Origin of the sequence: Aurantimonas sp. DM33-3 (genome assembly GCF_014334315.1) — a bacterium.
Lineage (GTDB): Bacteria > Pseudomonadota > Alphaproteobacteria > Rhizobiales > Rhizobiaceae > Aurantimonas > Aurantimonas coralicida.
This window is the reverse complement of record NZ_JACSGS010000016.1, coordinates 85,186-111,009: the sequence shown is the minus strand read 5'-3', so window position 1 is coordinate 111,009 and position 25,824 is coordinate 85,186. Positions and strand designations below refer to the sequence as shown.

The following is a 25,824-nucleotide window of genomic DNA, read 5'->3' as shown; positions in this document are numbered from 1 at the left end:
TGACGAAAGGCGGGCGGCGAACCTTGCTCGGGCACGGTCTCCAACGACCAAGGATGACACGGTGCGCTGCCCGCCGATCAGCCTCTCCAATTGCAAGAGGCCGTCAACAGACAAGGATGACGCCGTGGGTGGGGTGAGTGTCGTGGATGGATGGCGGGCGTTGATGGGGTATGCGCAGTGGATGGGTGGCAGACGTGATCGTGGCGCTTGAATGGATAACCGACGCAGTCGCCAGCACGGCACTCCCAGCAACCCGCACCCTCACCACAAAGCGCGCCCGACCTCCCAGCTGCGTCATCCTCGGGCTCCGACCCGAGAACCCATGCCAAACCGCTCCCACCGCCGCCACGGCAACGGGCGCCCCTCCCCGACGGCGGCGATGTGGCGATGCGGAGGAATGGGTCCTCGGGTCAAGCCCGAGGATGACGCCGTGGGTGGGGTGAGTGTCGTGGAGGGATGGCAAGCGGGAATGATGGCGCCTTGAATAGATGGCCAGCGCAGTCGTCAGCTAGCGGGTCCCTGCACCCCAGGCGCCGCGCCGCCCCCCGCCGCTGCTAGCGCTTCATCTCCCAGGTGGTGGTGCGTTCGCCGGTGTCGGGGTCCTTGCCGTCCTTGAGCTGGATGCCCTCGGCGAGCAGGTCGTCGCGGATGCGGTCGGCCTCGGCGAAGTTCTTCGCCCGCAGGAGATCGAGGCGCTCGGCGATCCGGGCGGCGATGGCATCGGCCGGCACCGGCGCGGCCAGGTCCGACGTCGCGGCGAGATAGCCGGCCACGTCGATCCCGATCAGGTCGAGGCCGGCGCGCAGCGCGGCCGGGTCGCCCTTGCGCAGCGCGTGCAGTTCGGCGATGGCGGCGGCACTCGCCAGATCGTCGGACAGGGCGGCGAGGAAGCGCTCGCTCGGCGCGGAGGGCGCGACGTCTGCCACGGCCCGCGCCCAGCCGGCCAGCGCCTCCTCGGCCTCCTCCAGACGCTTCACCGAGAAGTCGATCGGCTCGCGATACTGGGTCATCAGCATGGCCAGCCGCAGCACGGCACCCGGCCAGGACCGCCGGCCGAACCTGTCCGTGTGCAGGAGGTCGTGGATGGTGACGAAATTGCCGTCCGACTTCGACATCTTGCGGCCCTCCAGCTGGAGGTAGCCATTGTGCATCCAGAGCTGCGCCATCGCCGCGGTGCCATGGGCGCAGCGGGACTGGGCGATCTCGTTCTCGTGATGCGGGAAGATCAGGTCGAGCCCGCCGCCATGAATGTCGAAGGTCTGGCCGAGAAAGGCCTCGCTCATCGCCGAGCATTCGATATGCCAGCCGGGACGGCCCTTCGGCGTGCCGGTGCGGCCCGCCGCTTCCCAGGCCTCGCGGCCCCAGGGCGCTTCCCAGCCGGGCTCGCCGCGTGACGACAGCTTCCACAGGACGAAGTCGCCCGCATTGCGCTTGTGGCCTTCGACCGCGATGCGCGCGCCGGCCCGCTGCTCGTCCAGCCTGCGGTTCGACAGCTGGCCGTAATCGGCCATCGAGGTGACGTCGAACAGCACCTCGCCGCCCGCCTCGTAGGCATGGCCCTTCTCGATCAGCGTAGCGATCATCGACACCATGTCGTGGCCGTCGCTGCGCCCGGTGACGAAATCGGTCGCCCGCGGCTCGTGATCGGGCGGCAGGCAGCCGAGCGCCGCGACGTCGGCATGGAACTGGTCGGCGGTCGCCTGTGTGACCTTCGCGATCGCCGCGTTCAGCGGCAGGTCCGGATAGTCCCGCGCCGCCCGCCGGTTGATCTTGTCGTCGACGTCCGTGATGTTGCGCACATAGGTGACGTGATCGGCGCCGTAGAGATGGCGCAGCAGCCGGTAGAGCACGTCGAAGACGATCACCGGCCGGGCATTGCCGATATGGGCGTAGTCGTAGACGGTCGGCCCGCACACATACATGCGCACATGCCGGTCGGCCTCGGCCTTCCCCGGATCCTGCCAGTCGAGCGGCCGGAACTCCTCCTTGGCGCGCTTCATGGTGTTCCAGAGCGTCAGCCCCCGAAAGCCGTCGTCCATCACTCGTCCCCGGTCGTCTGCATGGTTGCGGAGGCTCTCGCTAACGCCATTCGGCCCGGCTGACAAATCGCGGCGGAGACCCGCGCCGACGGACCCCACGATTCATGACATTCGGACATGCGGCTTGATCGAAAACGGAGGGCGAAATTTTCATTCGCAAAGCGTACCAAACTGGAAATATTTCAATCGCCTGGAACCCTTTCACTGTATCGCGATTGCCACTGCATGCCCCAAACGAAGGTGGCGCACCGAGGTTGTGATTTCGGTTTAGAATTTGCCGCTAATCTGGCGCAATCGGGGTCATTGGTTGCGGTCCCATCCAGCCGACGAGACATGGCAATGAGCAGCAGCAACAGTATCGAATTTCGTTCCAAGAGCGAGCGTGAGCGCGACATCCATCTGGAGCGCAATTACCGCGAGATCGGCAATCGCGCGATTGCCGCGGCGAGCCAGTCCTGCTGCAAGCAGAAGCGCGTCGAGACGCGCCGGGACAGCTATGCCGGCGCCGACCTGACCGCCGCCCACTAGGGCGACGGACGCGGACCTCAGAAATCCGCGCTCATCAGCAGCGTGATGGACAGAAGCGCCATCACCGCGGCGATCGAAACATCCAGGATCCGCCATGCGGCGGGTCTGACGAAGACGGGCGCAAGCAGCCGCGCACCGTAGCCCAGCGCCACGAACCACACCGCCGAGGCGATCATCGCCCCGCCGGCATAGGCCGTGCGCGCGCTCGCCTCGCCATAGCGGGCCGACAGGCTGCCCAGCAGCACCACCGTGTCCAGATAGACATGCGGGTTGAGGAAGGTCAGCCCGAGCACCACGCCGATCGCGGCCCGCCGGCTCATCAGCCGTGCGCCACGGACCGCCATCGCGTCCGGATGGAACGCCCGGCGCAGCGCCAGCACCGCATAGACGGCCAGGAAGGCCGCGCCGCCCAGCGTCACCAGCCGCACGATCTCCGGCGCACCGGTGATCAGCGTGCCGAGCCCGGCGACACCGGCGGCGATCAGCGCCGCATCCGCCAGCGTGCAGACCAGTACCACCGCCAGCACGTGATTGCTCGCCAGCCCGCGCTCGAGCACGAAGGCGTTCTGCGCCCCGATCGCCACGATCAGGCCGAGACCCAGCGCAAAGCCCCGCGCCCCGGCCGCAAGCAGTTCCATTCAGCTATCCGTCACCGATCGAGAGCAGGAGAACCGCCTCAATGGGCGGCGATGAACGCGGTCAGGATCTCGCGCGCGGCGAGAAGGTCGCGCTTGTCGATCATCTCGGCCACCGTGTGGATGTAGCGCGTGCCGACGGCGATGCCGACCGCCCGCGCTCCCGAGGCCGCCTGCTGGACGGCGGCGCCGTCCTGTCCGCCGCGGGCGAGGATGGTGCGCTGGAAGGCGATGTCCTTGGAGCGCGCCAGCGCCTCGATCTCGCGCACGAGATCGATGTCGGCGATGAAGGACCCATCCTTCAGATGCAGGCCGAAGCCCTTGCCCTGCACCGTCGTGCGGTCCTTCTCCGGCACGCCCGGCGTGTCGCAGGCGAGCGTCGTGTCGACGCCGATGCCGATGTCCGGCTGCACGCCGAAGGCCGCCGTCTTGGCGCCGCGCAGGCCGACTTCCTCCTGGGCGGTGAAGGCGACCGTCAGTTCGCAATCATGGGTCTCGCCCGCCTCGACCAGCTTGCGCACGGCTTCCAGGCCGAGCCAGCAGGCGATGCGGTTGTCCAGCGCCTTGGAAACGATCTTCTCGCCCATCTCCTCGAAGGGCTCGTTCATCACCACGAAGTCGCCGACCTGCACCATGTCCTTGGTCGCCGCCCCATGGCCGATGTCGACGAAGAACTCGTTCGGCTCCGGCATCTTCTTGCGCTCTTCGGCCGACTGGATGTGGATCGGCTTCCCCTCGGCGTTCATCACGCCCTTGAAGTCGCCGTCGTCGGTGCAGACGAGGACGCGGCGCGAGAACAGATTGCGCGGATCGAAGCCGCCGACCGGGTCGACGTGGATGAAGCCCTTGTCGGTGATGTGGCTGACGAGGAAGCCGATCTCGTCCATGTGGCAGAGCAGCATGACCTTCTTCGGGGTCTCGCCCTTGCCCTTGCGGGTGCAGATCAGCGAGCCGAGCGTATCGACGCGGATCTCGTCGAACAGGCCCTCCGCCTCCTTGGTGATCAGGTCGCGCACGCGGTGTTCGCGGCCGGGCACGCCGGGGGTTTCGCACAGACGCTTCAGAAGATCGGTGTTCACGGGGCTATCGTCCTGTTGGAAATGTCAGAAGAGCGAGGGCTGGATCGGGCCGTCGGCCGCGCCGTCGTCCGGCTCGGACGCGGTCTCCACCGGCAACTGGATATCGGGGCCGGTATTGGCAACCTTGTTGACCTCGTCCGACACCCGCACCGGCTCGAAGAAATCGTCGTTCGCCGCGGTGAGAATGTCGCCGACCGAGGCGGGATCGTGGGTGCGGCAGTCCAGCCAGCGGTCGTGATCCTGCGGCGCCACGACGACCGGCATCCGGTGGTGGATCGGCGCGATGCCGGGATTGGCGGCCGTGGTCAGGATGGCGGCGGTGTCGATCTCGCTGCCGTCCGGCGCCAGATAGGTCTCCATCAGCCCGGCAAAGGCGAAGGGCCGGCCATCGGCGGGACGCAGGAAATACGGCTCGGACTTGGCCTTGCCCTGCCGGCGCCATTCGTAGAAGCCGGTCGCCGGCACGAGGCATCGCCGGTAGCGCATGGCGCCGCGAAAGGCGTTCTTCTCGCTCGCGGTCTCGGCGCGGGCGTTGATCAGCAGCGGAAACGCCTTCACATCCTTGACCCAGGACGGGATCAGGCCCCATCGCACGATCAGCGCCGTGCGGTTCGGCAGATTCGCGCCGGGCCGCTCGGGCTGGCCGCCGATGGCGATCAGGATCGGCTGGGTCGGCGCGATGTTGTAACGTGGCGGAAACGGATCGAGCTCCGCCAGCGCCAGCAGCGCGGCGACGTCGTCCGGGGGTGCCGTGAGAGTGAAACGTCCGCACATGCGGGTTGTTGAGCCGCAGCGCCGGCGTCCTGTCAAGCGGGTCGCGGCCGATCCGGCAGGCGGAGCGAAGAGAACCCTTGCCCATGTCAGAGACCAGCCCCCGCCCGCTTCTCGGAGTCTCCTGCGGCCTCGTCGCCGAGGGCCGCCTGCTTCTCGTCGAACGCGGCCGGCCGCCCTTTGCCGGCAAGCTCAGCCTGCCCGGCGGCAAGCTGCGCTTCGGCGAAGCGGTCGCGGCCGCCGCGCGGCGCGAACTGGCCGAGGAAACCGGTGCGGTGGCGGACGATCTCGCCTTCGTCACGCTGCACGAGGCGATCGATCCGGATTTCCACGCGGTGATCGCGGTCTTCGGCGGACAGCTGTCGGCCGGCAGCGAGCTGGCGGCGGCCGACGACGCGGCGGCACTGCACTGGCTGCCCCTCGCCGACATCGAGGCCGCCGACGCGGCGGGCCGCACGACGCCCGGTCTTTACGATGTCGCACGGAAGGTCCTCGCCACCTGCGCGGAAAACTGACACACCGGGGCAACGAACGGCGCGCGATTCCTGTTGCCCGAAAGGCGCAGGCCCAGGAGATAAGCGGCCGGGCATCGGACCGATCGTTGCAATTGTCTTAACGAAGGACGAAACATCGGCCATGCGTCGAATGATGATAGCCGCGACGGCCGCACTGGTGGTCTCTTTCGCCGGTTCCGTGGCGGGCGATCACCGGGCGCTGGCCCAGGAGAGCGCCCCGGCGGAGACCGCGCCGGAAGCTGCAGCGCCCCGTGGCGAGGCGGCATTCCTGAAGCCGCTCGGACGGCTGGCGTCGATCCTCGGCTCCATCCACTTCCTGCGGACCCTGTGCGGCGACACCGACGCGGCGATCTGGCGCCAGAAGATGGAAGAGCTGCTGGCCGAGCAGGCGCCGGGGGAGGCCGACCGCCGCTATCTGATCGGCAGCTTCAACAGCGGCTACCGGGCGTTCGAATCGACCTATCGCGAATGCACCCCCGCCGCACGGGTCGCGGTGAACCGCTATCAGGGCGAAGGGGTCACTCTGGCACGCGAAATCAGTGCCAGATACGGAAATTAACCGATGATTAACGGTTCGGAAAAACGGCGAGACTGTTCGCGCCCGGATCGTGCTAGGACCTTAACGGGACGTGAAGCCGCATGGCTGGAATTGAGGGAATCGGAATGATCGATTTGCAGAGCGCCGAACTGGACGAAATGATCCAGGCCGAAAAGAAGCAAGTCGCATTCGAGTATCACAACGAAGCCTGGGCCGACGGCATCTCCGACGGCATCGAGGCCGAGATCCTCGCCGAGACCGCCATCGCCACCGCCCTCACCGAGCTGGTGCGCCGCCATGGCGAGGACGATGTCCTCGAAATGGTCGAGACCCTGCGTCAGCGCATCGAATATGGTGAATTCCGTCCCGACCGGATCATCCAGTAGTCTCTGCCCTCCCCGCGGTCCGGATATTCCACCGCACCCCATCGTCCAACGCAGCGGAGGTCCGTCGTGCCGACGCGCCTGACCCTTGCCCTCAGCACTGCTCTCTTCGCGCTGGCGACCCTCGTCGCCGGCGACGCGCTGGCGTTGTCGCAGATCGATCCCGTCGAGGGCCGCTCCGGCTCGCGTGAAGGCATCATCGCGGTGCCGCTGCCGCCGCTGACGGATGCGCCGGCCAGCGAGACGGAGACCGGCCGTCCGCAGGGACCGGGCGAAGGCACCGATGCCGGCGAAGTGCCGCTGTCGCCGGAAGACGAGGTCGAGCCGGGCGACACAAGACCGGCGCCCGCCGAAGGGCCCGAACGCCGGCGTGAACCGAGGCCCGCCGGCGAGGCGCCGGCCGATGCCACCGATCGTCCCGGCCCCGGCACCCCGCGTCAGGACGGGGCGCGGGCAAGACCGGATGGCGCAACCACCAATTACCAGACCGAACGGGCGCCGAGCGCGGCCCTCGCCTCGGAAGTCGCCTATGGCGATGCCGGGCTGCCGCGCCCGGTCCGCGACCTGCGGGCCCGGCTGATGGCCGTGGCCAGAAGCGGCGAGATCGAGAAGCTGGCGCCCTATATCGAACGCGGCGACCACGGCACGGTCCTGTCCTTCGGCCAGGGCGGCGAGGACCCGATCGCCTTCCTGAAATCGGCCTCCGGCGACGGCGAAGGGATCGAGATCCTCGCCATCCTGTTGGAAGTGCTGCAGTCGGGCTATGCCCGGATGGAGCCGGACACCGACAACGAGATCTATGTCTGGCCCTATTTCACCCAGCAGCCGATGGATTCGCTGACCAAGCCGCAACTGGTCGAGCTGTTCGAACTGGTGACCGCCGGCGACTACCGGAACATGCGCGAATTCGGCGCCTATAATTTCTACCGGGTCGGCATCTCGCCCGAGGGCCGGCTGGAATTCTTCGTCGCCGGCGACTGAGCCTTTAGCGTTCCTGGCCGGCTTGGCCGGCTTTCGCCGCCATCAGCCGTTCGAGCTGCGCCGCCGTCTCCTGCGCCCCCATCGCCTTGGCCGCGCCCAGCGCGTCGACGCCGTCCGCGGCGCGGGCGTTCAGATCGGCGCCGCGCTCCAGGAAATAATCGACCATCTCGGTGCGGTTGAACATCGCCGCCATCATCAGCGGCGTGCGCCCGTCCGGGCCGCTGCCGTTGATGGCCGCGCCATGGTCGAGCAGCAGCCGCGCGATCTCCGCCTCGCCCTTGAAGGCGGCCCCGGCCAGCGGTGTCTGGCCCCGGTCGTTGACCAGCGAAGGATCGGCGCCGCGTTTCAGCAGCAGTTCCGTCAGCTCGACATGGCCGTGATAGCTCGCCAGCATCAGCAGGCTGTCGCCCTTCTCGTTGCGCAGATTGGGCGGCAGGCCCTTGTCGAGGAAGTCGGCCATGGCAGCGGCGTCGCCGCCGCGCGCCGCCTGGAAGACCATGGCGGCCAGCGCCAGCGTCTCCTCGTCGAATTGTGGGGCGGGGCCGTTCGCCTCGTCCTGCATGGCCGTCTCCTTGATCCGTGGCGTCTGCACCGTGCGGACTTAGGAAGTCGCTGGCAGATGCCAAGCCATGGGACGACAGACGGCCGCCCTCCGCCTCAGCCCTGGCGGCCGAGCGGCGCCAGGGTCTCGACGAACTCGACCGGCTCGCCGGTGGACGGGGCAACGAGCTCGCCCTCCCACATGGCTCGACGGCCGCGCACCAGCGTGCCCACCGGCCAGCCGGTGACCGCCTTGCCGTCATAGGGCGTCCATTGCGAGCGCGAGCCGATCCAGTCGTCGGTGATGGTGGCCTCGCGCTTCAGATCGACGACGGTGAAGTCGGCGTCGTAGCCGAGCGCGATGCGCCCCTTGCGCGACAGGCCGAAGATCCGCTGCGGGCCGGCCGAGGTCAGGTCGACGAAGCGGGCAAGCGACAGGCGGCCATTGGCGACATGGTCGAGCATGATCGGCACCAAGGTCTGCACGCCGGTCATGCCGGAAGGCGACTTCGGATAGATTGCGGCCTTTTCTTCCAGCGTGTGCGGCGCATGGTCGGAGCCGAGAACGTCGACGACGCCGGCCGCGATGCCGTGCCAGATGCCGTCGCGGTGCCGCGCCTCGCGCACCGGCGGGTTCATCTGCAGCTTGGTGCCGAGCCGACCGTAATCGTCGGCGGTCATGGTCAAATGATGCGGCGTCGCCTCGCAGGTGACGTTGCGCTTGTGCCCGGCGAGATAGACGATCTCCTCGGCCGTCGAGATGTGCAGGACGTGGATGCGCGCACCCACCTCCTCGGCAATGCCGACCAGCCGCTCGGTGCATTGCAGCGCCGCCACCTCGTCGCGCCAGACCGGATGCGAGGCCGGGTCGCCCTCGACCCGCAGATCGGCGCGGTCGCGCAGCCGAAACTCGTCCTCGGAATGGAAGGCGGTGCGGCGGCGGGTGCGGCGCAGGATCTCGCGCACGCCGTCATCGTCCTCGACCAGCAGCGAACCGGTCGAGGAGCCCATGAACACCTTGATGCCGGCCGCGCCCGGCAGCCGTTCCAGTTCGGCGACGTCGGCGGCGTTCTCGCGGGTACCCCCGACCCAGAAGGCGAAGTCGCAATGCATCCGGTGGCGGCCGCGCGCCACCTTGTCGGCGAGCGCCTCCTCGCTGGTGGTCAGCGGATTGGTGTTCGGCATCTCGAAGACGCAGGTGACGCCGCCCAGCACCGCGGCGCGCGATCCGGTCTCCAGATCTTCCTTGTGGGTGGCGCCCGGCTCGCGAAAATGCACCTGGCTGTCGATGACGCCGGGCAGGATGTGCAGCCCGGTGCAGTCGATCACCTCGCCGGCCGATGCCGCGTCCAGCGTGCCGATCGCGGCGATGCGGCCGTCGACGATGCCGACGTCGCGCGCACCGGCGCCGTCCTGGTTGACGACGATGCCGCCCTTGAGAACCGTGTCGAAGGTCGCGGCGTTGCTGGCACTCGTTCCCATGGCGTCGTTCCGTGCTTGTCCCTCTGGAGTGCCCGGCTTACGTAAACAGGCAGGATCACACAAGCGAGCCGTCCATGCCCTATGCCCGCCTGCCGGAGCGCAGCCTCCTTGCCGTCACCGGGGAGGCCGCCCATCATTTTCTGCAGAACCTCGTCACCGCCGACCTAGACAGTCTGGCCGAAGGCGAGATGCGTCCCTGCGCGCTGCTGACGCCGCAGGGCAAGATCCTGTTCGAATTCCTCATCGGCAAACAGGCCGACGGGCTGCGCATCGATGTCGCCGCCAGCGCCGCCGCCGATCTGAAGAAGCGCCTGACCCTCTACCGCCTGCGCACCAAGGTGGGCATCGAATCGCCCGACCTGTCGATCCATGCGGTGTGGGAGGAGCCCGACCTCACCGCCGCCGACCTCTATGCCGATCACCGTTTCCCCGAGGGCGAGATGGCGCGGCTCTACGGCGCCCCGCCGGAAGGGCTCGCCGAGGCCTCCGCCGACGATTACCGCCTGCGCCGCATCCGCGCCGGCATCGCCGAGGCCGAGACCGACTATCCCGGCTCCGACGTCTTTCCCCATGACGTCCTGTTCGACCAGAATGGCGGCGTGTCCTTCCGCAAGGGCTGCTTCGTCGGCCAGGAAGTCGTCTCGCGCATGCAGCATCGCGGCACCGCGCGGCGGCGGCTGATGCTGCTGGCCGGCGAACGGCACCTGACGCCCGGCTCCAACATCGAGGCCGGCGGCAAGACCATCGGCACCGTCCTGTCGGCCGACGGCACCGAGGGCTTCGGCTTCCTGCGGATCGACCGGCTGGCCGGCGCCTTGTCGCGCGGCGAGGATCTGTCGGCGGACGGCGTGCCGGTGACGGCGACGATCCCGCCCTGGGCCGGTTTCGCCCTGCCCGAACCCGCCGGCGCCGACAGCGAGACCGCCGGAAGCGAGGCATGAGCCGCACGGACGCGAAACCGCAGCGTGTCTGGCAGCGGATGCTGTCGGGCCGCCGGCTCGACCTGCTCGATCCCTCCCCGCTCGACATCGAGATCGAGGACGTCGCCCATGGTCTGGCTCGCGTCGCCCGCTGGAACGGCCAGACCCGCGGCGATCACGCCTTTTCCGTCGCCCAGCATTCGCTGATCGTCGAGGCGATCGTCGCGCGCCGGGAGCCCGATCCGCGCTGGCGTCTCGCCGCGCTGCTGCATGACGGCCCGGAATATGTGATCGGCGACATGATCTCGCCCTTCAAGAGCGTCATGGGCAGCGACTACAAGCTGGTGGAAAAACGCCTGCAGGCGGCGCTGCATCTGCGCTTCTCCCTGCCCGCGACGCTGCCCGCCGCCGTCGAGAAGGCGATCAAGGCTGCCGACCGGCTGTCGGCCTATCACGAGGCGACGCTGCTCGCCGGCTTCGACGAGCGCGAGGCAGCGCAGTTCTTCGGCAAGCCCGGCGCGGCGCTGCTCGATGCCGCGGATTTCGCCCCCGTCCCGACCGCGGCGACGGAAACGGCCTTCCTGAAGCGCTTCGCCGAACTCGATGCGGCGCTGGCCGTCGCGGCCGGCTCGGGCGAGCGGGCACCGGCCAAAGCGTCGCGGCAGGGGTGACAAGCTTGCCTGCCGGCGCGATATGTGGACCCATGTCCTATCTCGTCGTTTCGTCCCTCGCCGAACTGCCCGCCACGGTCGCCAGCCATGGTGCCCAGGATCTGGTCACGCTGATCAACGCCGACACGCGGGTCGACCGGCCGTCCGGCATCGCGCCCGACCGGCATCTCTTCCTCGGCTTCAACGACATCGCCGAGCCGATCGAGGGGCTGACGGCCCCGACCGTCGACCATCTCGACCAGTTGCTGGAGTTCGGCACGCGCTGGCGCCGTGACACGCCGCTGGCGGTGCATTGCTGGGCCGGCATCAGCCGCTCCACCGCCGCCGCCTATATCCTGGCGCTGTCGATCAATCCGGATCTTCAGGAAGAGGCGCTGGCGAACGAGCTGCGCAGGCGGGCACCGTCCGCCACCCCCAATCCGCGCCTCGTCGCCCTCGCCGACGACAAGCTGCAGCGCGGCGGCCGCATGGTCTCCGCTATCCGCGCCATCGGCCGCGGCGAAGACGCCTTTTCCGGCACGCCCTTCATCTTGCCGCTGACGCTCTGATCGGCGACGGCGGCCTCAGCCCCGCGGCTTGTAGACGTGGTCGGGGCCCGGGAAGCTGCGGCTGCGCACCTCGTCGGCATAGTCCGCAATGGCCTGGCTGGCGGCCTCGCCGAGCGCACCGTAGCGCTTGACGAAGCGCGGCACGCGCGGCGTCAGGCCGAGCATGTCCTCCAGCACCAGGATCTGGCCGTCGCAGGCCGCCGAGGCGCCGATGCCGATGCTGGGCGCCGCGATCTTACCCGTGATCGTCTCGGCCAGCGGCTCGACGATGCCTTCCAGCACCAGGGCAAAGGCGCCGGCCTCACTGACCGCCTTCGCGTCGGCGAGAATGCGGTCGCGCGCGGAATCGTCATGGCCCTGGCTGCGAAAGCCGCCCATGGCGTTCACCGCCTGGGGCGTCAGCCCGACATGGGCCATCACCGGAATGCCGCGCTCGACGAGGAAGGCGATGGTCGGCGCCATGTGCTGGCCCCCTTCCAGCTTGATCGCGCCGCAGCCGGTCTCCGCCATCACCGTCGCGGCCGCGCGAAACGCCTCCTGCGGGCTCGCCTCGTAGCTGCCGAAGGGCATGTCGACGACGATCAGTGCCTTCTCCGTCGCCGAGACCACGGCGCGGCCATGGGCGATCATCAGCTCCAGCGAGGCGCCGAGGGTGGACGCCATGCCGTGTTCGACCATGGCGAGGCTGTCGCCCACCAGGATGAAATCCACATGCGGATCGACCAGAGCCGCCATGGTCGCGTTATAGGCGGTCAGGGCCACGATGGGGGTGGCGCCCTTGCGGCTGCCAATGGCAGGCGCCGTCAGGCGGGTGGTGCGAACCGGCGTGCTCATGCGGCCTTTCCTCCCGTTGCGCTCCCTTGCGCCTTCTCCGCGACACGCTGGTCGATCAGCAGCACGTCGCCGAAGCGGGCGGTCACCAGGATCACCACCGGCCGGTCGTCGATCACTGTTACCGCGTCGAGGGTCGCCGCGTCGCGAATGTCCAGCGAGGCGAGATCGGCGCGCGGTTCGGCGGCGATGATCTCCCGCATCGCGTCCAGCACCGGCTCCGGCTCGGCGGCACCGGCGCGCAGCAGCGCCTCGCCCCGGTCCAGCGCCCGCGCCAGCACCACGGCCGCGTCGCGGTCCTCCGGCGTCAGCCGCACATTGCGCGACGACATGGCAAGACCGTCCGCCTCGCGCACCGTCGGCACGCCGACAATGGCGACTGGCGACGACAGGTCGGCGACCATGCGCCGGATCACGGTGAGCTGCTGGTAGTCCTTCTCGCCGAAATAGGCGCGGTCCGGCTGGACGATGTTGAACAGCTTGGTGACCACCGTCGCGACGCCGCGGAAATGCCCGGGCCGCGCCGCGCCGATCAGGATATGGCCGAGCGGCGCGAGATCGACGGATGTCTGCAGGGGCTGCGGATACATCTCTGCCACCGTCGGCGCGAACACCTGGACGCCGGCGAACGCCCGCAACTGCGCAAGGTCGCGTTCCAGATCGCGCGGATAGGCGTCGAGATCCTCGTTCGGCCCGAATTGGGTCGGGTTCACGAAGATCGTCACCACCACGACGTCGTTCTCGGCGCAGGCCCGTTCGACGAGCTTCAGATGGCCGGCATGGAGATAGCCCATGGTCGGCACGACGCCGACGCTCTCGCCCCGGGCGCGGCAGTCCGCCAGCGCCGCCCGCATCGATCCGATCTCGCTATGTACCTGCACGCAGTCCTCCCCACCGTCTGGCCGCGGCTTTTATCGTCTGCGGCGCGCGAGCGAAAGCCGTCGCAACCGGTTGCGGGACCGGACTTGTGGGCGACCGATCAGCAAGGGTGATCGCTGTGATCACGGAAACGCGGTTTCACGGGCGATGCGCCGGGTCTAGTAATGGCGGCGAACCGATGCGGGGATGACGAGATGAGCGCGACGATGACGACCGCGAGCGCCGACCGGACGCCATGGCTGGCGATTGCCGCCGGCTGCCTGATCGCGCTCCTCACCTTCGGGCCGCGCTCGGCGATCGGCTTCTTCCAGATCCCGATGCTCACCGACAATGGCTGGAGCCGCGAGGATTTCGCCATCGCCATCGCCATCCAGAACCTGTTCTGGGGCGCCGGCCAGCCGCTGTTCGGCGCTATTGCCGACCGCTTCGGCACCGCCAAGGTGCTGGTCCTGTCCGGCTTCCTCTACGCCGCGGGCCTGGCCATCACCGCCGTCGCGCCGACGCCGCTCTGGCTGACCATCGGCTCGGGCGTCCTCGTCGGGCTGGGTGTGGCCGCCGGCTCCTTCGGCATCGTCCTTGCGGCCTTCGCGCGGCGGGTCTCGGCCGAGCAGCGCTCCTTCGTTTTCGGCCTCGGCACCGCCGCCGGCTCGGCCGGCATGTTCGTCTTCGCGCCGCTCAGCCAGGGGCTGATCGACCGCTTCGGCTGGTCGGATTCGCTGCTGGTCCTGTCGGCGATGATGCTGCTGGTGCCGCTCTTCGCCTTTGCCCTGCGGGGCAACAGCCGGACGACGCGCGGCCATTCCAGCCTGGTGGCGGAGATCGAGCAGACCATGGGCGCCGCCCTGCGCGAGGCCTTCGCGACCAGGAGCTACGTGCTTTTGACCACCGGCTTTTTCGTCTGCGGCTTCCAGGTCGCCTTCATCACCGCCCACTTCCCCGCCTATCTCGCCGACAAGGCCATCGCCCCGGTCTGGGCGGTCACGGCGCTGGCGCTGATCGGCTTCTTCAACATCATCGGCTCGATCGCCTCGGGCCTGATCGGCCAGCGCTATTCCAAGCCGCATTTCCTGGCGCTGATCTATGTCGGCCGGTCGATCGCGGTGACGATCTTCCTGCTGACGCCGATCACGCCGCTGACGGTGGTGGTCTTCGCCGTGGTCATGGGCCTGTTGTGGCTGTCCACCGTGCCGCCGACCAACGCCCTCGTCGCGATCATGTTCGGCACACGCTATCTCGGGCTCCTGGGCGGCCTGGTCTTCCTGTCCCACCAGATCGGCTCGTTCCTCGGCGTCTGGCTGGGCGGCTATCTCTATGCCGTCGCCGGCTCCTACGATCCGGTGTGGTGGCTCGGCGTCGGGCTGGGTCTCGTCGCGGCGCTGGTCCACTGGCCGATCCGCGAGGCGCCGGTGGTGCGGACGCCGGTTCCGGCCTGAGCCAGCCCTCGGGCCGCGACTAGGCGGCGATTCCGATCTTGCGCAGCGCCGACAGGAAGCCGGCGCGCGCATCCGGCACGTCGATCCCGCGCGGCTCGTAGACGTGACGGCCGAGGAAATAGCCGGTCAGGCGGTACCCCGCCGCCAGCGATTCCGCGTCGCTGGCCGTGGCGGCATCGGCGAGGAAGGCGGGCAATGTCAGCAGCTTGTCGTGCCACGGCGCCCCGGCGTCGCGGCTGACCGCCCGGCCGGTGCGCGGCGAGACATAGGCGAGGTTGTCGCGCTGTCCGGTGGCCGCACAGCGCTCCAGATCGAGGCCGAAGCCCAGCTCCTCCAGCAGCGCGATCTCGAAGCGCAGCATCAGTTCGGCGACGAGTTCGGGCCGGTCGAGATGATCGACGATGATCTGCAACCCGTCATAGAGCCGCGCATGGGGATCGCGCTCGGCCAGAAGCCGCAAATGCGCCGCGACGAGCTGCACGCCGTTCAGCCCGACGCCGGATTCCATCAGCCGGGCGGCGCGTAGTTCTAAGGGTTCGAGGACGAAGGCGCCCATATGCTCGTCGAGCCGGGCGCGCCAGTGGACGGCGACGGAATTGCCCGGCTGCAGCACCGGCTGCTGCTTGCGCGAGCGCCCGCCCCGCACGAGGCCGAGATGCCGGCCGCGCGCGCGGGTCATCACCTCGGCGACGACACTGGTCTCGCCGAGGCGCCGCACGCCAAGCACAATCGCTTCCTCACGCCATTCCATGTCACATCAGCGCCGCAGCGCACTCTGGACCGGCCCGCCGCGACGGCGGTAACGGCCGCAGGCGGTCAGCTGGAATAGTCCAGCCCCATCTCGCGGTAGCGCTCGGGATCGTCGCCCCAATTGCCGCGCACCTTCACGAAGAGGAACAGATGCACCTTCTGGTCGGCCGCTTCGGTGATCTCCTTGCGGGCCGCCGATCCGATCGCCTTGATGGTCTCGCCATTGTGGCCGATCACGATGCGCTTCTGGCTGTCGCGCTCGACATAGATGGTCTGCTCGATCCGCACCGATCCGTCCTGGCGCGTCTCCCAGAGTTCGGTCTCCACATGCGAGCTGTAGGGCAGCTCCTGGTGCAGGCGCAGATACAGCTTCTCGCGGGTGATCTCGGCGGCGAGCTGGCGCAGCGGCAGGTCGGTGATCTGGTCTTCGGGGTAGTACCAGGGCCCTTCCGGCAACGCCTTGGCCAGATAGTCCATCAGGTCGCCGCAGCCCGAGCCGTTCAGCGCCGAGATCATGAAGATCTCGTCGAAGGCGACGCCGCGCTCGGTGATCTGTTGGGTCAGGCCGAGCAGCCGGTCGCGGCGCATCTGGTCGACCTTGTTGAGCAGCAGGACCTTGGGCTGCTTCACATCCTTGAGGCGTTCGAGAATGGTCTCGACCTCCTCGTTGATGCCGCGGTCGGCATCGATGATCGCCAGGACGATGTCGGCGTCGCGGGCACCGCTCCACGCGGTGCGCACCATCGCCCGGTCGAGCCGGCGCTTCGGCGCGAAGACGCCCGGCGTGTCGACGAAGACGATCTGCGTGCGATCGCGCATGGCAATGCCGCGCACGAGAGCCCGGGTCGTCTGCACCTTGTGGGTGACGATCGACACCTTGGTGCCAACGAGCTGGTTGACCAGCGTCGACTTGCCGGCGTTGGGGGCGCCCAGCAGCGCCACGAAGCCCGAGCGCGTCGGTCCTTCTGCGGCGGGTGTCGCGCCCGTCTCGGTCGCGTCGATGCCGGTCGTGTTGTCGTCTTCGGTCAATTGTCGTCCTTCCAGACGGATTCGCGAATGAGCACCGCCGTGGCGGCCTCCTGTTCGGCAATGCGGCGGGACCGGCCCTGCCCGTCCGCGGGAGCAACGTCCGGGATCGAGACCCGCACGGTGAACAGTGGATCATGGTCGGGGCCGGAGCGCTCGACGATCTCGTATTGCGGCGTCACGGGCCCGCGCGTATGCGCCCATTCCTGCAGCGCCGTCTTGGCATCGCGGCGTGCGGCGACACTCTTGCCAAGCCGCCCGCCCCAGTAGCGCACGATGAAGTCGCGCGCCGTATCGAGCCCCTCACCCAGATAGATAGCCGCGATCAGCGATTCCACCAGATCGGCGCGAATGCTCTTGGTGCGATCGCTCTTCAGCTTCTTCAGGTCGCCGCCATGGCGGACGAACTCGTAGAGACCCAGCTCGTCGGCGATCTCGGCGCAGGTATCGGCGCTGACCAGCGAATTCAGCCGCAGCGACAGCTCGCCCTCGTCGGCGCCCGGAAACATGTCGAACAGCTTTTCGGCGACGACGAGGCCGAGCACCCGGTCGCCAAGAAACTCCAGCCGCTCGTAGCTGCGTTCGCCCTCGCCCTTGCCGCCCTTGCTGGAGCGCAGGCTCGAATGGGTCAGCGCCCGCTCGAACCGCGCCTTTTCATGGAACGTGATGCCGATCCGGCGTTCGAGCTCCTCGAGCGGCTTGTCCGCCTTCAGCCGAGCCATGTCAGGATGCGGCCCGGCCGCAGGTCGGTCGGCCATTTCCAGATTTCCAGCGGGGACACGTCGCCCTCCACGGAGAAGAAGATCACCTGGGCCTTGCCGACGAGATTCTCGAACGGCACGTAGCCGACGTCGAAGCGGCTATCGAGCGAGTTGTCGCGATTGTCACCCATCATGAAGTAATGCCCCTCGGGCACCACGAATTCACGGGTGTTGTCGCCGGCCGAATTCGGGCTGAGGTCGAGCGTCATGTAGCTGACGCCGTTCGGCAGCGTCTCGCGGAAGCGCGGCACCGGCGTGCCGTCCTCGGCGACGAAATCCTCGACCTTCTCGCGCTCGACCGGCTTGCCGTTGATCGACAGGACGCCGTCGATCACCTGGACGCGGTCGCCCGGCAGGCCGACCAGCCGCTTGATGTAGTCGACGTCTTCCTCGCGCGGCTTGCGGAACACCACCACGTCGCCGCGATCGGGCTGTGAGGCCATGACCCGGCCGTCGAACAGCGGCGGCGACAGCGGCATCGAATATTGCGAGAAGCCGTAGCTCCATTTCGACACGAAGAGATAGTCGCCCACGAGCAGCGTCGGCATCATCGAACCCGACGGAATCGAGAACGGCTGGAACAGGAACGTGCGGATGACGAGGGCGAGCAGGAGCGCCTGCACGATCACCTTGAGGGTCTCGCCGATCCCCCCGGATTCCCTACGTTCGGCCTTCTCGACCATGCTTCGCCTTTCGTCGCCCCATCGCAGCGCGGCAAAGCCGCCCGCGCCTTCTACCGGCTCGCCCCGACAGGAGCAATCCGCTCTGCGTCAAACTTCGCGGCGCCCGTCAGGCCGCCCGTCCCGCGTCGCCACCGGCCGCATCCGGGTCGCGCAGACCGCGCGGCGGCCGGCCGGCGATGATCTGGCGGGCGCGGCGTCGCTGGAAGCTGCGCGCCGTGAAGAACACCAGTGCGTAGCTGGCCAGCCCGGCGATCAGACCCAGCGGCAGGCAGCCGACCAGCATCGGCTTCACCACAGGGTCCCAGATGGCGATGAAATCCATGTGGCCGAGAGCCGTGCCGAGTCCTTCGGGCGACTTCTCGTGTACCGGCGGCGCATGCAGCATGAACTGGCCGGTTTCGTAGGTGATGCCCCAGATCAGCGGAAAGGTCAGCGGATTGCCGGCCGCCGTTCCCAGCGCCGCGGCCGCCATGTTGCCGGCGATGACATAGGCGATGGCGAAGGCCAGCAGAAAATGGAAGCCGATGAACGGCGTGAACGAGGAGGCGACACCTGCCGCCACACCGGCGGCGATGGCATGCGGCGTCGCGTTCAGCCGCAGCACCCGCTTGCGCAGATAGCGGAAGGAGCGGCGGAACGAGCGGCGCGGCCACAGGATCGTGCGGATCCGCGCTGCTAGATTCTCCGGCTGGCGCCGCCTGAACAACATTCCGGTCGCATTCCCCAATCCGCGTCAGATCGCGGCGATCAGTCTTGCCTGCGCCCGGTGCGGAAGGGTCGCACGGTCGCTGGCGATGGTCCCGCCCGGTCGGCTACAGGTTGCGGCTACCGGGCTTGACCGGCGGAATTGCGGCCAGTTCCGGCGGCAGGGCATCGGCCGGATAGGCCGGCACCTCGTATTCGGCCAGCGCGATCAGCGGCACGCCGACATCGACCTTGCCGGCCGAGCGGTCGATGATGCAGGCCGCCGCCAGCACCTCGGCGCCCAGGCCCCGCAGGCATTCGACGGTCTCGCGGATCGACAGGCCCGTGGTGACGATGTCCTCGACGATCACCACGCGGTCGCCCGGCGAAATCTCGAATCGCCGCAGCCGGAACACGCCGTTCTCGCGCTCCACCCAGATCGCCGGCGCGCCGAGATGGCGGGAGGTCTCATAGGCCGGGATGAGTCCGCCGATGGCCGGGCCGACGACATAGTCTGGCGCCGGCGACACCTCTTCCCGAATGCGCTCGGCCAGCGCCTTGCACAGGCGCTCGGTCAGATGCGGATGCATGAACACCCGGGCCTTCTGCAGGAAGACCGGACTGCGCAGTCCCGAGGTCAGGATGAAGTGGCCTTCCAGATAGGCGCCGGCCTCGCGGAATATCGCGAGCACTTCCTCACTGGTCATGAACGGGTCTCCTCGGCTGCTGTTGCAGCGGTTCGATACGCTGGCTGGCCGCCCGGCTCAACCGTTGACCCGCACGACTTCCGAGACGCAGGGCTTGGCGCGCAGCTGACGCAGGGTCTGGGTCAGGTGCTGGACGTCCCAGACTTCCAGTTCCAGCACCATCTTGGTGAAGTCCGGCGCCGTGTTGACCATCGTCAGATTGTGGATGTTGGCATCGTTCGCGGCGACCGTCTCGGCAATTTCCGCCAGCGAGCCCGGCTCGTTGATCGCCGAGATCATGATACGGGCCGGAAAGCGCTCGTTCATCGCCTCGTCGATGTCCCAGCGCACGTCGATCCAGCGGTCCGGCTCGTCGTCGAAGGCGATCAGCGCCGGTGACTGGATCGGGTAGATGGTGATCCCCTTGCCCGGCTCGATGATGCCGACGATGCGGTCCCCCGGCACCGCGCCGTCCGGGCCGAAGCTCACCGGCATGTCGTCGCCGGCGCCGCGGATGGGGATCGCCTTGCCGCCCTTCTTCGACTTCTTGGAGCGGCCGGGCACCCGGAAGATCATGCCGGCGGCGGTGCGCAGATTGACCCAGCCATCCTCTTCCCGGTGCGGCGACTTGCGGGTGACGCGGCTGTCCTGGAAATCCGGATAGGCCGCCCGCACGACATCCGCCGAGTTCAGTTCGCCCCGCCCCACCGCCGCCAGCGCGTCCTCGACCTCGCGCTGGCCGAGCTTGGCCAGAAGCGGCTTCAGCGCATCGCGCGAGAAGGTCTTGCCCGAGCGGGCGAAGGTGCGTTCGAGGATCTGCTGGCCAAGGCCCGAATATTGCCGGCGGATGGCGGCGCGATTGGCCCGGCGGATCGCCGAGCGCGCCTTGCCGGTCACCGCCAGGTTCTCCCAGGCCTGGGGCGGCGTCGCGCCCTTGGCCCGGATGATCTCGACCTCGTCGCCATTCGACAATTCGGTGACCACCGGCATGATCCGGCCGTCGATCTTGGCGCCGACGCAGCTGTCGCCGACATCGGTATGCACCGCATAGGCGAAATCGATGGGCGTCGCGCCGCGCGGCAGCGCGATCAGCCGGCCCTTGGGCGTGAAGCAGAAGACCTGGTCCTGGAAGAGTTCGAGCTTGGTGTGCTCCAGGAACTCCTCGGGATTGTCGCCCTCGGCCAGAAGCTCGATGGTGCGCCGCAGCCAGCCATAGGCGTTGGAATCCTTGGAGAGATGGACGCGCTGGTCGGCGTCGCCTTCCATGTCCTTGTAGAGCGTGTGGGCGGCGACGCCGTATTCGGCGACCTCGTGCATCCGGCGGGTGCGGATCTGCAGTTCGACGCGCTGGCGCGACGGGCCGACGATGGTGGTGTGGATCGAGCGGTAGTCGTTCTGCTTCGGGGTCGAGATGTAGTCCTTGAAGCGGCCCGGCACCATCGCCCAGCTGCGGTGGACGATGCCCAGCGTGCGGTAGCACTCCTCCTCGGTCTCCACGATCACCCGGAAGCCGAAGATGTCGGAGAGCTGCTCCAGCGACAGCGCCTTGCGCTGCATCTTGGAGAACACCGAATAGGGTTTCTTCTGCCGGCCGCTGACCGTCGCGACGATGCCGTTCTCGCGCAGGCGGTCGGTCAGGTCCGTCTCGATGCTGGCGATCCGCGCCGCATGGCGCTGGTTCAGCTCTTCGAGGCGTGCCGAGATCGTCTCGTAGGCTTCCAGATTGACATGCCGGAACGCCAGGTCCTCGAGCTCCTCGCGCATGTCGTGCATGCCCATGCGCCCGGCGAGCGGCGCATAGATGTCCATGGTCTCCTGCGAGATGCGGGCCCGCTTTTCCGGCGCCATGTGGCCGAGGGTGCGCATGTTGTGCAGGCGGTCGGCCAGCTTGACCAGGAGGACGCGGATGTCGTCGGCGATGGCCAGAAGCAGCTTGCGCAGGTTCTCCGCCTGCGCCGCCTTCTTGGAGACGAGGTCGAGGCGCTTGAGCTTGGTCAGCCCCTCGACGAGCTGGCCGATCTTGGGGCCGAAATGCTGGTCGATCTCCTTGCGGGTGGCGTCGGTGTCCTCGATCGTGTCGTGCAGCAGCGCGACGGCGACGGTCGCCTCGTCGAGATGCATGTCGGTGAGGATCGCCGCGACCTCCAGCGGATGCGAGAAATACGGATCGCCGCTCGCACGCTTCTGCGCGCCATGCTTCTGCATGGCGTAGACATAGGCTCGGTTGAGGAGCGCTTCATCGAGATCGGGCTTGTAGGCCGCCACCTTCTCGACGAGTTCATATTGCCGCATCATGGGATTGGGCATCGGGTCCGCAAAGAGAAAGGGGCGCGCCGTCAACGACGGCACGCCCCTCAATATAAGACTGTGAGGCCGCCGACCGAAAGTGCCGGCATTCCCAAAAGCTTAATAATCGTCGGTCTTTTCCGGCGGGACCAGGCCCTCGATGCCGGAGAGGAGCTCTTCCTCGGACATCCGGTCGAAGGAAACCGGCTCGTCGTCGCCGGCCTCGGCGGCAGCGGCGATGCTGCGGGTCTCGGCCGGGGCCGAGGCGGGCTGCGGTGCCGGCTCCGGCTCGTCGACCTCGACATGCTTCTGCAGCGAGTGGATCAGGTCTTCCTTGAGATCGCCGGGCGACAGGGTCTCGTCGGCGATCTCGCGCAGCGCGACCACCGGGTTCTTGTCGTTGTCGCGATCGATGGTGATCGGCTGACCCTGGGAGATCTGCCGGGCGCGATGGCTGGCGAGCAGGACCAGCTCGAACCGATTGTCGACCTTATCGACGCAATCTTCTACGGTGACGCGGGCCATGCCTGTCTCCTGAGTATCTGAAATTCGAAGAGATGAACGCGTCGCATATACCGTTTGGTTGCGTACGGCAAGGGTCGGACGCTGCGCTATCCCCTGCCCTCGTTGACAGCGCCGCGGCGGCCAGAATAAGCGAAACGCAACTCACCGGCCTTCGCCGACCGGTGCCGGCCCCGGCCTGAAACGGCCGGCCCGCAGACCCTCGTGCCGCCTGCGCTCATCCTGTCGAGCCTTGCGGATGCGTGCCCTCCCTCATGCGAGAAAGCAGCCATCCATGTTCGATCAACGCGAAAAGATCGCTCTCTTCATCGACGGGGCCAATCTCTATGCGGCCTCGCGGGGGCTGGGCTTCGACATCGACTACAAGAAGATGCTGCGCAGCTTCGAGGCCCGCGGCTATCTGCTGCGCGCCTATTATTACACCGCCCTCGTCGAGGACAACGAATACTCCTCGATCCGGCCGCTGATCGACTGGCTCGATTACAACGGCTACCGCGTCGTCACCAAGCCGGCCCGGGAGTTCACCGATGCGAGCGGCCGCCGCCGGATCAAGGGCAACATGGACATCGAGCTCGCCGTCGACGCGATGGAGCTGGTCGATACCGTCGATCATTTCGTCCTGTTCTCCGGCGACGGCGACTTCCGTTCGCTGGTCGCGGCCCTGCAGCGCAAGGGGCGCAAGGTGTCGGTCGTCTCCACCCTGACCAGTTCGCCGCCGATGATCTCCGACGATCTGCGGCGCCAGGCCGACCATTTCATCGAGCTGGCGAGCCTGAAGGCCGAGATCGGCCGCGACCCGGCCGAGCGCGAGGCGCGGATCGCCCGCCGCATCGAGGCCGAGGAAGCCGCCGCGGCCGTCGAAGAGGACGACGACTATTGAGCGCCGCCATCGCGCCGCGCCGCCCGTCCACGTTCCGGATCGAAGAATGAGTTCAACGCCCGCGCCCGAAAACCTGCCGGCGGAGCCCTCCCGCGACTGCCCGCTCTGCCCGCGGCTCGTCGCATTCCGCGAGGAATGGCGGGCAAAGGAGCCCGACTGGCACAATGCCCCGGTGCCGACCCTGCTGCCGCCAGAGGGGGCCGGTGCGGTGCGGCTGCTGATCGCCGGTCTGGCGCCGGGACTGCGCGGCGCCAATCGCACCGGCCGGCCATTCACCGGCGACTATGCCGGCGACCTCCTCTACGCGACGCTGGCGCGCTACGGCTTTGCCAATGACCGCTTCGCCGCCCGCACCGACGACGGGCTCGAACTGATCGACACGGCGATCGTCAACGCCGTGCGCTGCGTGCCGCCGCAGAACAAGCCGGTCGGCGCCGAGATCAACACCTGCCGCCAGTTCTTCTCCGGCCGGATGGCGACCTTTCCGAGGCTCGCGGCGGTCGTGACCTTGGGCCGCATCGCGCATGACTCGACGGTCCGCGCGCTGGGCGAACGCCCCTCGGCGGCCCCCTTCGGGCACAACGCCCATCACATGGTCGGCGGCATCGCGGTGTTCTCGAGCTATCACTGCTCGCGCTACAACACGAATACCGGTCGGCTGACCGAAGCGATGTTCCACGACGTGTTCGAGAATGCGGCGGCGTTCCTGAAGCGCTGAACGTCAGCGCCCGGCGGACAGCCAGGCGACGACATCGGCCGCGTTCCGGTCGGGCGGGAACACCGGATAGAACACCTTGTCGATGCGCCCGTCGGTGATGACCATCGCCATGCGCTTCAGATACAGCCCGCCGTCGAGTTCGAAGAACGGCAGCTCGAGGGCGCGGCGCAGGTCTCCCGCGGCATCCGACAGAAGCGGATAGGGCAGATGCAGCCGCTCGGCCGCCTCGCGCTGCTCGTCAATCGTCTGGGTGGACAGGCCGAACACCCGTGCGACGCCGAGCGCCTGCAATTCGGCATGGTGATCGCGGAAGCTGCAGCTCTGGGGCGTGCAGCCGCGTGCGCCGGGAAATTCGTTCCAGCCTTCGGGCAGCGCCGCATGCGGCCGGCCGGTCATCGGATAGACATAGAGGACGAGGCGGCCGGGCAGACGCGACAGGTCGACCTCTGTCCCGTCCGTTGCCGGCAGCGGCACCGCCGGAAGGCGCGTGCCTTCAAGATGCGCAGCCCCGCCGTCGTCGGTCGGCGGCGTCAGATCATCCGGCAGTCTCGACACGTCGACCATCCGCCTCACCTCCGGCTCAGGCTTCCTTCAGGATCCGCTGCTTCTGCCGGTTCCAGTCGCGTTCCTTCATGGTCTGCCGCTTGTCCGGCGCGTTCTTGCCGCGCGCCAGCGCCAGCTGCAGCTTGGCCACGCCGCGATCGTTGAAATAGATCCGCAGCGGCACCAGCGTCATGCCGTCCTTCTGGATCGCGCTCGCCAGCCGGCTGAGCTGGGTGCGATGCACGAGAATCTTCCGCCGCCGCTTCGGCACATGGTTGAAGCGGTTGGCCTGCAGATATTCCGGCAGGTTGGAGTTGATCAGCCAGAGCTCGCCGCCCTCTTCGCTGGCGTAGGACTCGGCGATCGACGCCCGCCCCTCGCGCAGCGACTTCACCTCGGTCCCGGTCAGGACGAGGCCGGCCTCCAGCGTGTCGAGGATCTCGTAATTGAAGCGGGCCTTGCGGTTCTCCGCCGCAACGTTCGAGCCTGCCGATTTCTTCTTCTTCGCCATTCAAACCTCGCGCGCGGCCCGGCCGCGCTCCTCTCGCCCCATGATATAGGGGCGAGACGGCATGGTTTCGACCGCCGTGCGACGGCAGATCAGCCGGTCAGGCCGGCATGCTTCAGCGCCGCGTCGATCGTGCGCTCGGTGGATTCGTCGATCGGCACCAGCGGCGAGCGCAGGCGGTTGCCCAGCTTGCCGAGCTTCGACAGGGCGTATTTCACGCCGGTCGGGTTCGGCTCGATGAACAGCGCCTTGTGCAGCGGCATCAGCTTGTCCTGGATCTCCAGGGCCTTGGCGTAGTCGCCGGCAAGGCAGGCCGACTGGAATTCGGCCCCCAGCTTCGGCGCGACATTCGCCGTCACCGAGATGCAGCCCTGGCCGCCATGGGCGTTGAAGCCAAGCGCCGAGGCGTCCTCGCCGGACAGCTGCAGGAAGTCGGGGCCGCAGGTGATCCGCTGCTCCGACACGCGCTCGACGCGGCTGGTCGCGTCCTTGACGCCGATGATGTTGGAGAAATCCGCCGCCAGCCGGCCCATCGTCTCCGGCGTCATGTCGATGACCGAGCGCCCGGGGATGTTGTAGATGATGACAGGCAGCGACACCGACCGGGCGATGGCGGCGTAATGGGCGTAGAGGCCCTTCTGGTTCGGCTTGTTGTAGTAGGGCGTGACGACCAGAAGGCCATCGGCGCCGGCCTTTTCGGCGAACTGCGCGAGTTCGATCGCCTCGACCGTGTTGTTCGAGCCGGCACCCGCCACCACCGGCACCCGGCCGCGCGTCGTCTCGATGCAGATCTCGACGATGCGCTTGTGCTCGCCATGGGTCAGCGTCGGGCTCTCGCCCGTCGTGCCGACGGGCACCAGACCGTGCGAGCCCTCGCCGATCTGCCATTCGACGAAGGCCGCGAACGTCGCCTCGTCCAGCGATCCGTCTTCGGCGAACGGCGTCACCAACGCCGGCAGCGAACCCTTGAACATGCTCTCTCTTTCTCCCCACATGCCGGTCAT

30 protein-coding genes are annotated in these 25,824 nt (G+C 68.0%); 11 read left to right on the top strand and 19 right to left on the bottom strand.

The features are described 5' to 3' along the window. Positions 1–554: 554 nt before the first annotated feature. Positions 555–2,039 (bottom strand): cysteine--tRNA ligase, encoded by a 1,485-nt coding sequence (gene cysS, locus H9Q09_RS18515; RefSeq protein ID WP_187392247.1) that lies wholly within the window; start codon positions 2,037–2,039, stop codon positions 555–557. 339 nt (positions 2,040–2,378) lie between these two features. Between cysS and H9Q09_RS18510 the strand changes: the two genes are divergently transcribed. After that, the gene (locus H9Q09_RS18510; RefSeq protein WP_187392246.1) at positions 2,379–2,567 is read left to right on the top strand and encodes a hypothetical protein; all 189 of its coding nucleotides are present in this window, start codon (positions 2,379–2,381) and stop codon (positions 2,565–2,567) included. A gap of 17 nt (positions 2,568–2,584) precedes the next feature. Here the strand turns inward: H9Q09_RS18510 and H9Q09_RS18505 are convergent, their stop codons facing one another. The 3 genes from H9Q09_RS18505 to H9Q09_RS18495 are packed head-to-tail and all read right to left on the bottom strand — an operon-like array spanning position 2,585 to position 5,055. Then, positions 2,585–3,205, bottom strand: a complete 621-nt coding sequence (locus H9Q09_RS18505; RefSeq protein ID WP_187392245.1) for a LysE/ArgO family amino acid transporter — start codon at positions 3,203–3,205, stop codon at positions 2,585–2,587. 38 nt (positions 3,206–3,243) lie between these two features. Further along, the gene (locus H9Q09_RS18500; protein ID WP_187392244.1) at positions 3,244–4,281 is read right to left on the bottom strand and encodes a M42 family metallopeptidase; all 1,038 of its coding nucleotides are present in this window, start codon (positions 4,279–4,281) and stop codon (positions 3,244–3,246) included. 24 nt (positions 4,282–4,305) lie between these two features. Beyond that, positions 4,306–5,055 (bottom strand): SOS response-associated peptidase, encoded by a 750-nt coding sequence (locus H9Q09_RS18495; protein ID WP_187392243.1) that lies wholly within the window; start codon positions 5,053–5,055, stop codon positions 4,306–4,308. Positions 5,056–5,138: 83 nt separating this feature from the next. Here H9Q09_RS18495 and H9Q09_RS18490 point away from each other — a divergent pair, with 83 nt between their 5' ends. The 4 genes from H9Q09_RS18490 to H9Q09_RS18475 all read left to right on the top strand — a co-directional run bounded on the left by H9Q09_RS18490 (position 5,139) and on the right by H9Q09_RS18475 (position 7,469). Beyond that, positions 5,139–5,567, top strand: coding sequence for an NUDIX domain-containing protein (locus H9Q09_RS18490; RefSeq protein WP_187392242.1), 429 nt, complete (start codon positions 5,139–5,141; stop codon positions 5,565–5,567). A gap of 121 nt (positions 5,568–5,688) precedes the next feature. Next, the gene (locus H9Q09_RS18485; protein WP_187392241.1) at positions 5,689–6,126 is read left to right on the top strand and encodes a TIGR02301 family protein; all 438 of its coding nucleotides are present in this window, start codon (positions 5,689–5,691) and stop codon (positions 6,124–6,126) included. 104 nt (positions 6,127–6,230) lie between these two features. Then, positions 6,231–6,491 carry a hypothetical protein gene (locus tag H9Q09_RS18480; RefSeq protein ID WP_035694394.1) on the top strand — a complete coding sequence of 87 codons (261 nt, stop codon included), beginning with the start codon at positions 6,231–6,233 and terminating at the stop codon, positions 6,489–6,491. Positions 6,492–6,557: 66 nt separating this feature from the next. Continuing rightward, complete coding sequence (locus tag H9Q09_RS18475; RefSeq protein ID WP_187392240.1) at positions 6,558–7,469, top strand: hypothetical protein; 912 nt, start codon at positions 6,558–6,560, stop codon at positions 7,467–7,469. A gap of 4 nt (positions 7,470–7,473) precedes the next feature. Here H9Q09_RS18475 and H9Q09_RS18470 read toward each other — a convergent pair whose 3' ends face one another. Both H9Q09_RS18470 and H9Q09_RS18465 read right to left on the bottom strand, forming a co-directional pair. Continuing rightward, the gene (locus H9Q09_RS18470; RefSeq protein ID WP_187392239.1) at positions 7,474–8,031 is read right to left on the bottom strand and encodes an ankyrin repeat domain-containing protein; all 558 of its coding nucleotides are present in this window, start codon (positions 8,029–8,031) and stop codon (positions 7,474–7,476) included. A 95-nt stretch (positions 8,032–8,126) separates the two neighbouring features. Further along, entirely contained in the window at positions 8,127–9,491 is a 1,365-nt protein-coding gene (locus H9Q09_RS18465) for a dihydroorotase (RefSeq protein WP_187392238.1), read from the bottom strand. A 74-nt stretch (positions 9,492–9,565) separates the two neighbouring features. Between H9Q09_RS18465 and H9Q09_RS18460 the strand changes: the two genes are divergently transcribed. From H9Q09_RS18460 to H9Q09_RS18450, 3 genes are read left to right on the top strand one after another with little or no spacing between them, the layout of a single operon-like run. Continuing rightward, positions 9,566–10,432, top strand: a complete 867-nt coding sequence (locus H9Q09_RS18460; protein WP_187392237.1) for a folate-binding protein YgfZ — start codon at positions 9,566–9,568, stop codon at positions 10,430–10,432. Next, on the top strand, positions 10,429–11,082 hold the full coding sequence (locus tag H9Q09_RS18455; protein WP_187392236.1) for an HD family hydrolase: 654 nt from the start codon (positions 10,429–10,431) through the stop codon (positions 11,080–11,082). Before H9Q09_RS18460 ends, H9Q09_RS18455 begins: the two co-directional genes overlap by 4 nt. A gap of 32 nt (positions 11,083–11,114) precedes the next feature. Beyond that, positions 11,115–11,630: a tyrosine protein phosphatase gene (locus tag H9Q09_RS18450; RefSeq protein ID WP_187392235.1), complete on the top strand. Its 516-nt coding sequence runs from the start codon at positions 11,115–11,117 to the stop codon at positions 11,628–11,630. Positions 11,631–11,645: 15 nt separating this feature from the next. Here H9Q09_RS18450 and panB read toward each other — a convergent pair whose 3' ends face one another. Both panB and panC read right to left on the bottom strand, forming a co-directional pair. Further along, on the bottom strand, positions 11,646–12,464 hold the full coding sequence (gene panB, locus H9Q09_RS18445) for a 3-methyl-2-oxobutanoate hydroxymethyltransferase (protein ID WP_187392234.1): 819 nt from the start codon (positions 12,462–12,464) through the stop codon (positions 11,646–11,648). Next, positions 12,461–13,342, bottom strand: coding sequence for a pantoate--beta-alanine ligase (panC, locus tag H9Q09_RS18440; RefSeq protein WP_187392233.1), 882 nt, complete (start codon positions 13,340–13,342; stop codon positions 12,461–12,463). The genes panB and panC overlap by 4 nt, the downstream gene beginning before the upstream one ends. Before the next feature lie 204 nt (positions 13,343–13,546). On the opposite strand from panC, the gene H9Q09_RS18435 reads away from it, so the two are divergent. Next, a complete protein-coding gene (locus H9Q09_RS18435) occupies positions 13,547–14,773 on the top strand; it encodes an MFS transporter (protein ID WP_187392257.1) in 1,227 nt (408 codons plus the stop codon). Between the two features lie 19 nt (positions 14,774–14,792). Here H9Q09_RS18435 and recO read toward each other — a convergent pair whose 3' ends face one another. The 8 genes from recO to rpoZ all read right to left on the bottom strand — a co-directional run bounded on the left by recO (position 14,793) and on the right by rpoZ (position 22,174). Further along, on the bottom strand, positions 14,793–15,524 hold the full coding sequence (gene recO, locus H9Q09_RS18430; RefSeq protein ID WP_187392232.1) for a DNA repair protein RecO: 732 nt from the start codon (positions 15,522–15,524) through the stop codon (positions 14,793–14,795). 65 nt (positions 15,525–15,589) lie between these two features. Continuing rightward, complete coding sequence (gene era / locus H9Q09_RS18425; protein WP_187392256.1) at positions 15,590–16,525, bottom strand: GTPase Era; 936 nt, start codon at positions 16,523–16,525, stop codon at positions 15,590–15,592. A 23-nt stretch (positions 16,526–16,548) separates the two neighbouring features. Then, positions 16,549–17,271 carry a ribonuclease III gene (gene rnc, locus H9Q09_RS18420; RefSeq protein ID WP_029702499.1) on the bottom strand — a complete coding sequence of 241 codons (723 nt, stop codon included), beginning with the start codon at positions 17,269–17,271 and terminating at the stop codon, positions 16,549–16,551. Then, a complete protein-coding gene (gene lepB, locus H9Q09_RS18415; protein ID WP_187392231.1) occupies positions 17,259–17,993 on the bottom strand; it encodes a signal peptidase I in 735 nt (244 codons plus the stop codon). The genes rnc and lepB overlap by 13 nt, the downstream gene beginning before the upstream one ends. 106 nt (positions 17,994–18,099) lie before the next feature. Beyond that, entirely contained in the window at positions 18,100–18,702 is a 603-nt protein-coding gene (locus H9Q09_RS18410; RefSeq protein ID WP_024348679.1) for a DUF2062 domain-containing protein, read from the bottom strand. A gap of 103 nt (positions 18,703–18,805) precedes the next feature. Further along, complete coding sequence (gene pyrE, locus H9Q09_RS18405; RefSeq protein WP_187392230.1) at positions 18,806–19,384, bottom strand: orotate phosphoribosyltransferase; 579 nt, start codon at positions 19,382–19,384, stop codon at positions 18,806–18,808. Positions 19,385–19,441: 57 nt separating this feature from the next. After that, positions 19,442–21,658, bottom strand: coding sequence for a bifunctional (p)ppGpp synthetase/guanosine-3',5'-bis(diphosphate) 3'-pyrophosphohydrolase (locus H9Q09_RS18400; RefSeq protein WP_187392255.1), 2,217 nt, complete (start codon positions 21,656–21,658; stop codon positions 19,442–19,444). Positions 21,659–21,769: 111 nt separating this feature from the next. After that, complete coding sequence (gene rpoZ / locus H9Q09_RS18395) at positions 21,770–22,174, bottom strand: DNA-directed RNA polymerase subunit omega (protein WP_187392229.1); 405 nt, start codon at positions 22,172–22,174, stop codon at positions 21,770–21,772. Between the two features lie 271 nt (positions 22,175–22,445). Here rpoZ and H9Q09_RS18390 point away from each other — a divergent pair, with 271 nt between their 5' ends. Both H9Q09_RS18390 and H9Q09_RS18385 read left to right on the top strand, forming a co-directional pair. Beyond that, the gene (locus H9Q09_RS18390; protein ID WP_187392228.1) at positions 22,446–23,051 is read left to right on the top strand and encodes an NYN domain-containing protein; all 606 of its coding nucleotides are present in this window, start codon (positions 22,446–22,448) and stop codon (positions 23,049–23,051) included. A 46-nt stretch (positions 23,052–23,097) separates the two neighbouring features. Next, positions 23,098–23,769 carry a uracil-DNA glycosylase gene (locus H9Q09_RS18385; RefSeq protein ID WP_187392227.1) on the top strand — a complete coding sequence of 224 codons (672 nt, stop codon included), beginning with the start codon at positions 23,098–23,100 and terminating at the stop codon, positions 23,767–23,769. Between the two features lie 3 nt (positions 23,770–23,772). Here H9Q09_RS18385 and H9Q09_RS18380 read toward each other — a convergent pair whose 3' ends face one another. The 3 genes from H9Q09_RS18380 to dapA form a co-directional block, all read right to left on the bottom strand. Next, positions 23,773–24,333 carry a peroxiredoxin gene (locus H9Q09_RS18380; protein ID WP_187392226.1) on the bottom strand — a complete coding sequence of 187 codons (561 nt, stop codon included), beginning with the start codon at positions 24,331–24,333 and terminating at the stop codon, positions 23,773–23,775. Positions 24,334–24,349: 16 nt separating this feature from the next. Continuing rightward, positions 24,350–24,823, bottom strand: a complete 474-nt coding sequence (smpB, locus tag H9Q09_RS18375) for an SsrA-binding protein SmpB (protein ID WP_009208946.1) — start codon at positions 24,821–24,823, stop codon at positions 24,350–24,352. Positions 24,824–24,912: 89 nt separating this feature from the next. Then, entirely contained in the window at positions 24,913–25,794 is an 882-nt protein-coding gene (gene dapA, locus H9Q09_RS18370) for a 4-hydroxy-tetrahydrodipicolinate synthase (RefSeq protein WP_187392225.1), read from the bottom strand. Positions 25,795–25,824 lie beyond the last annotated feature (30 nt).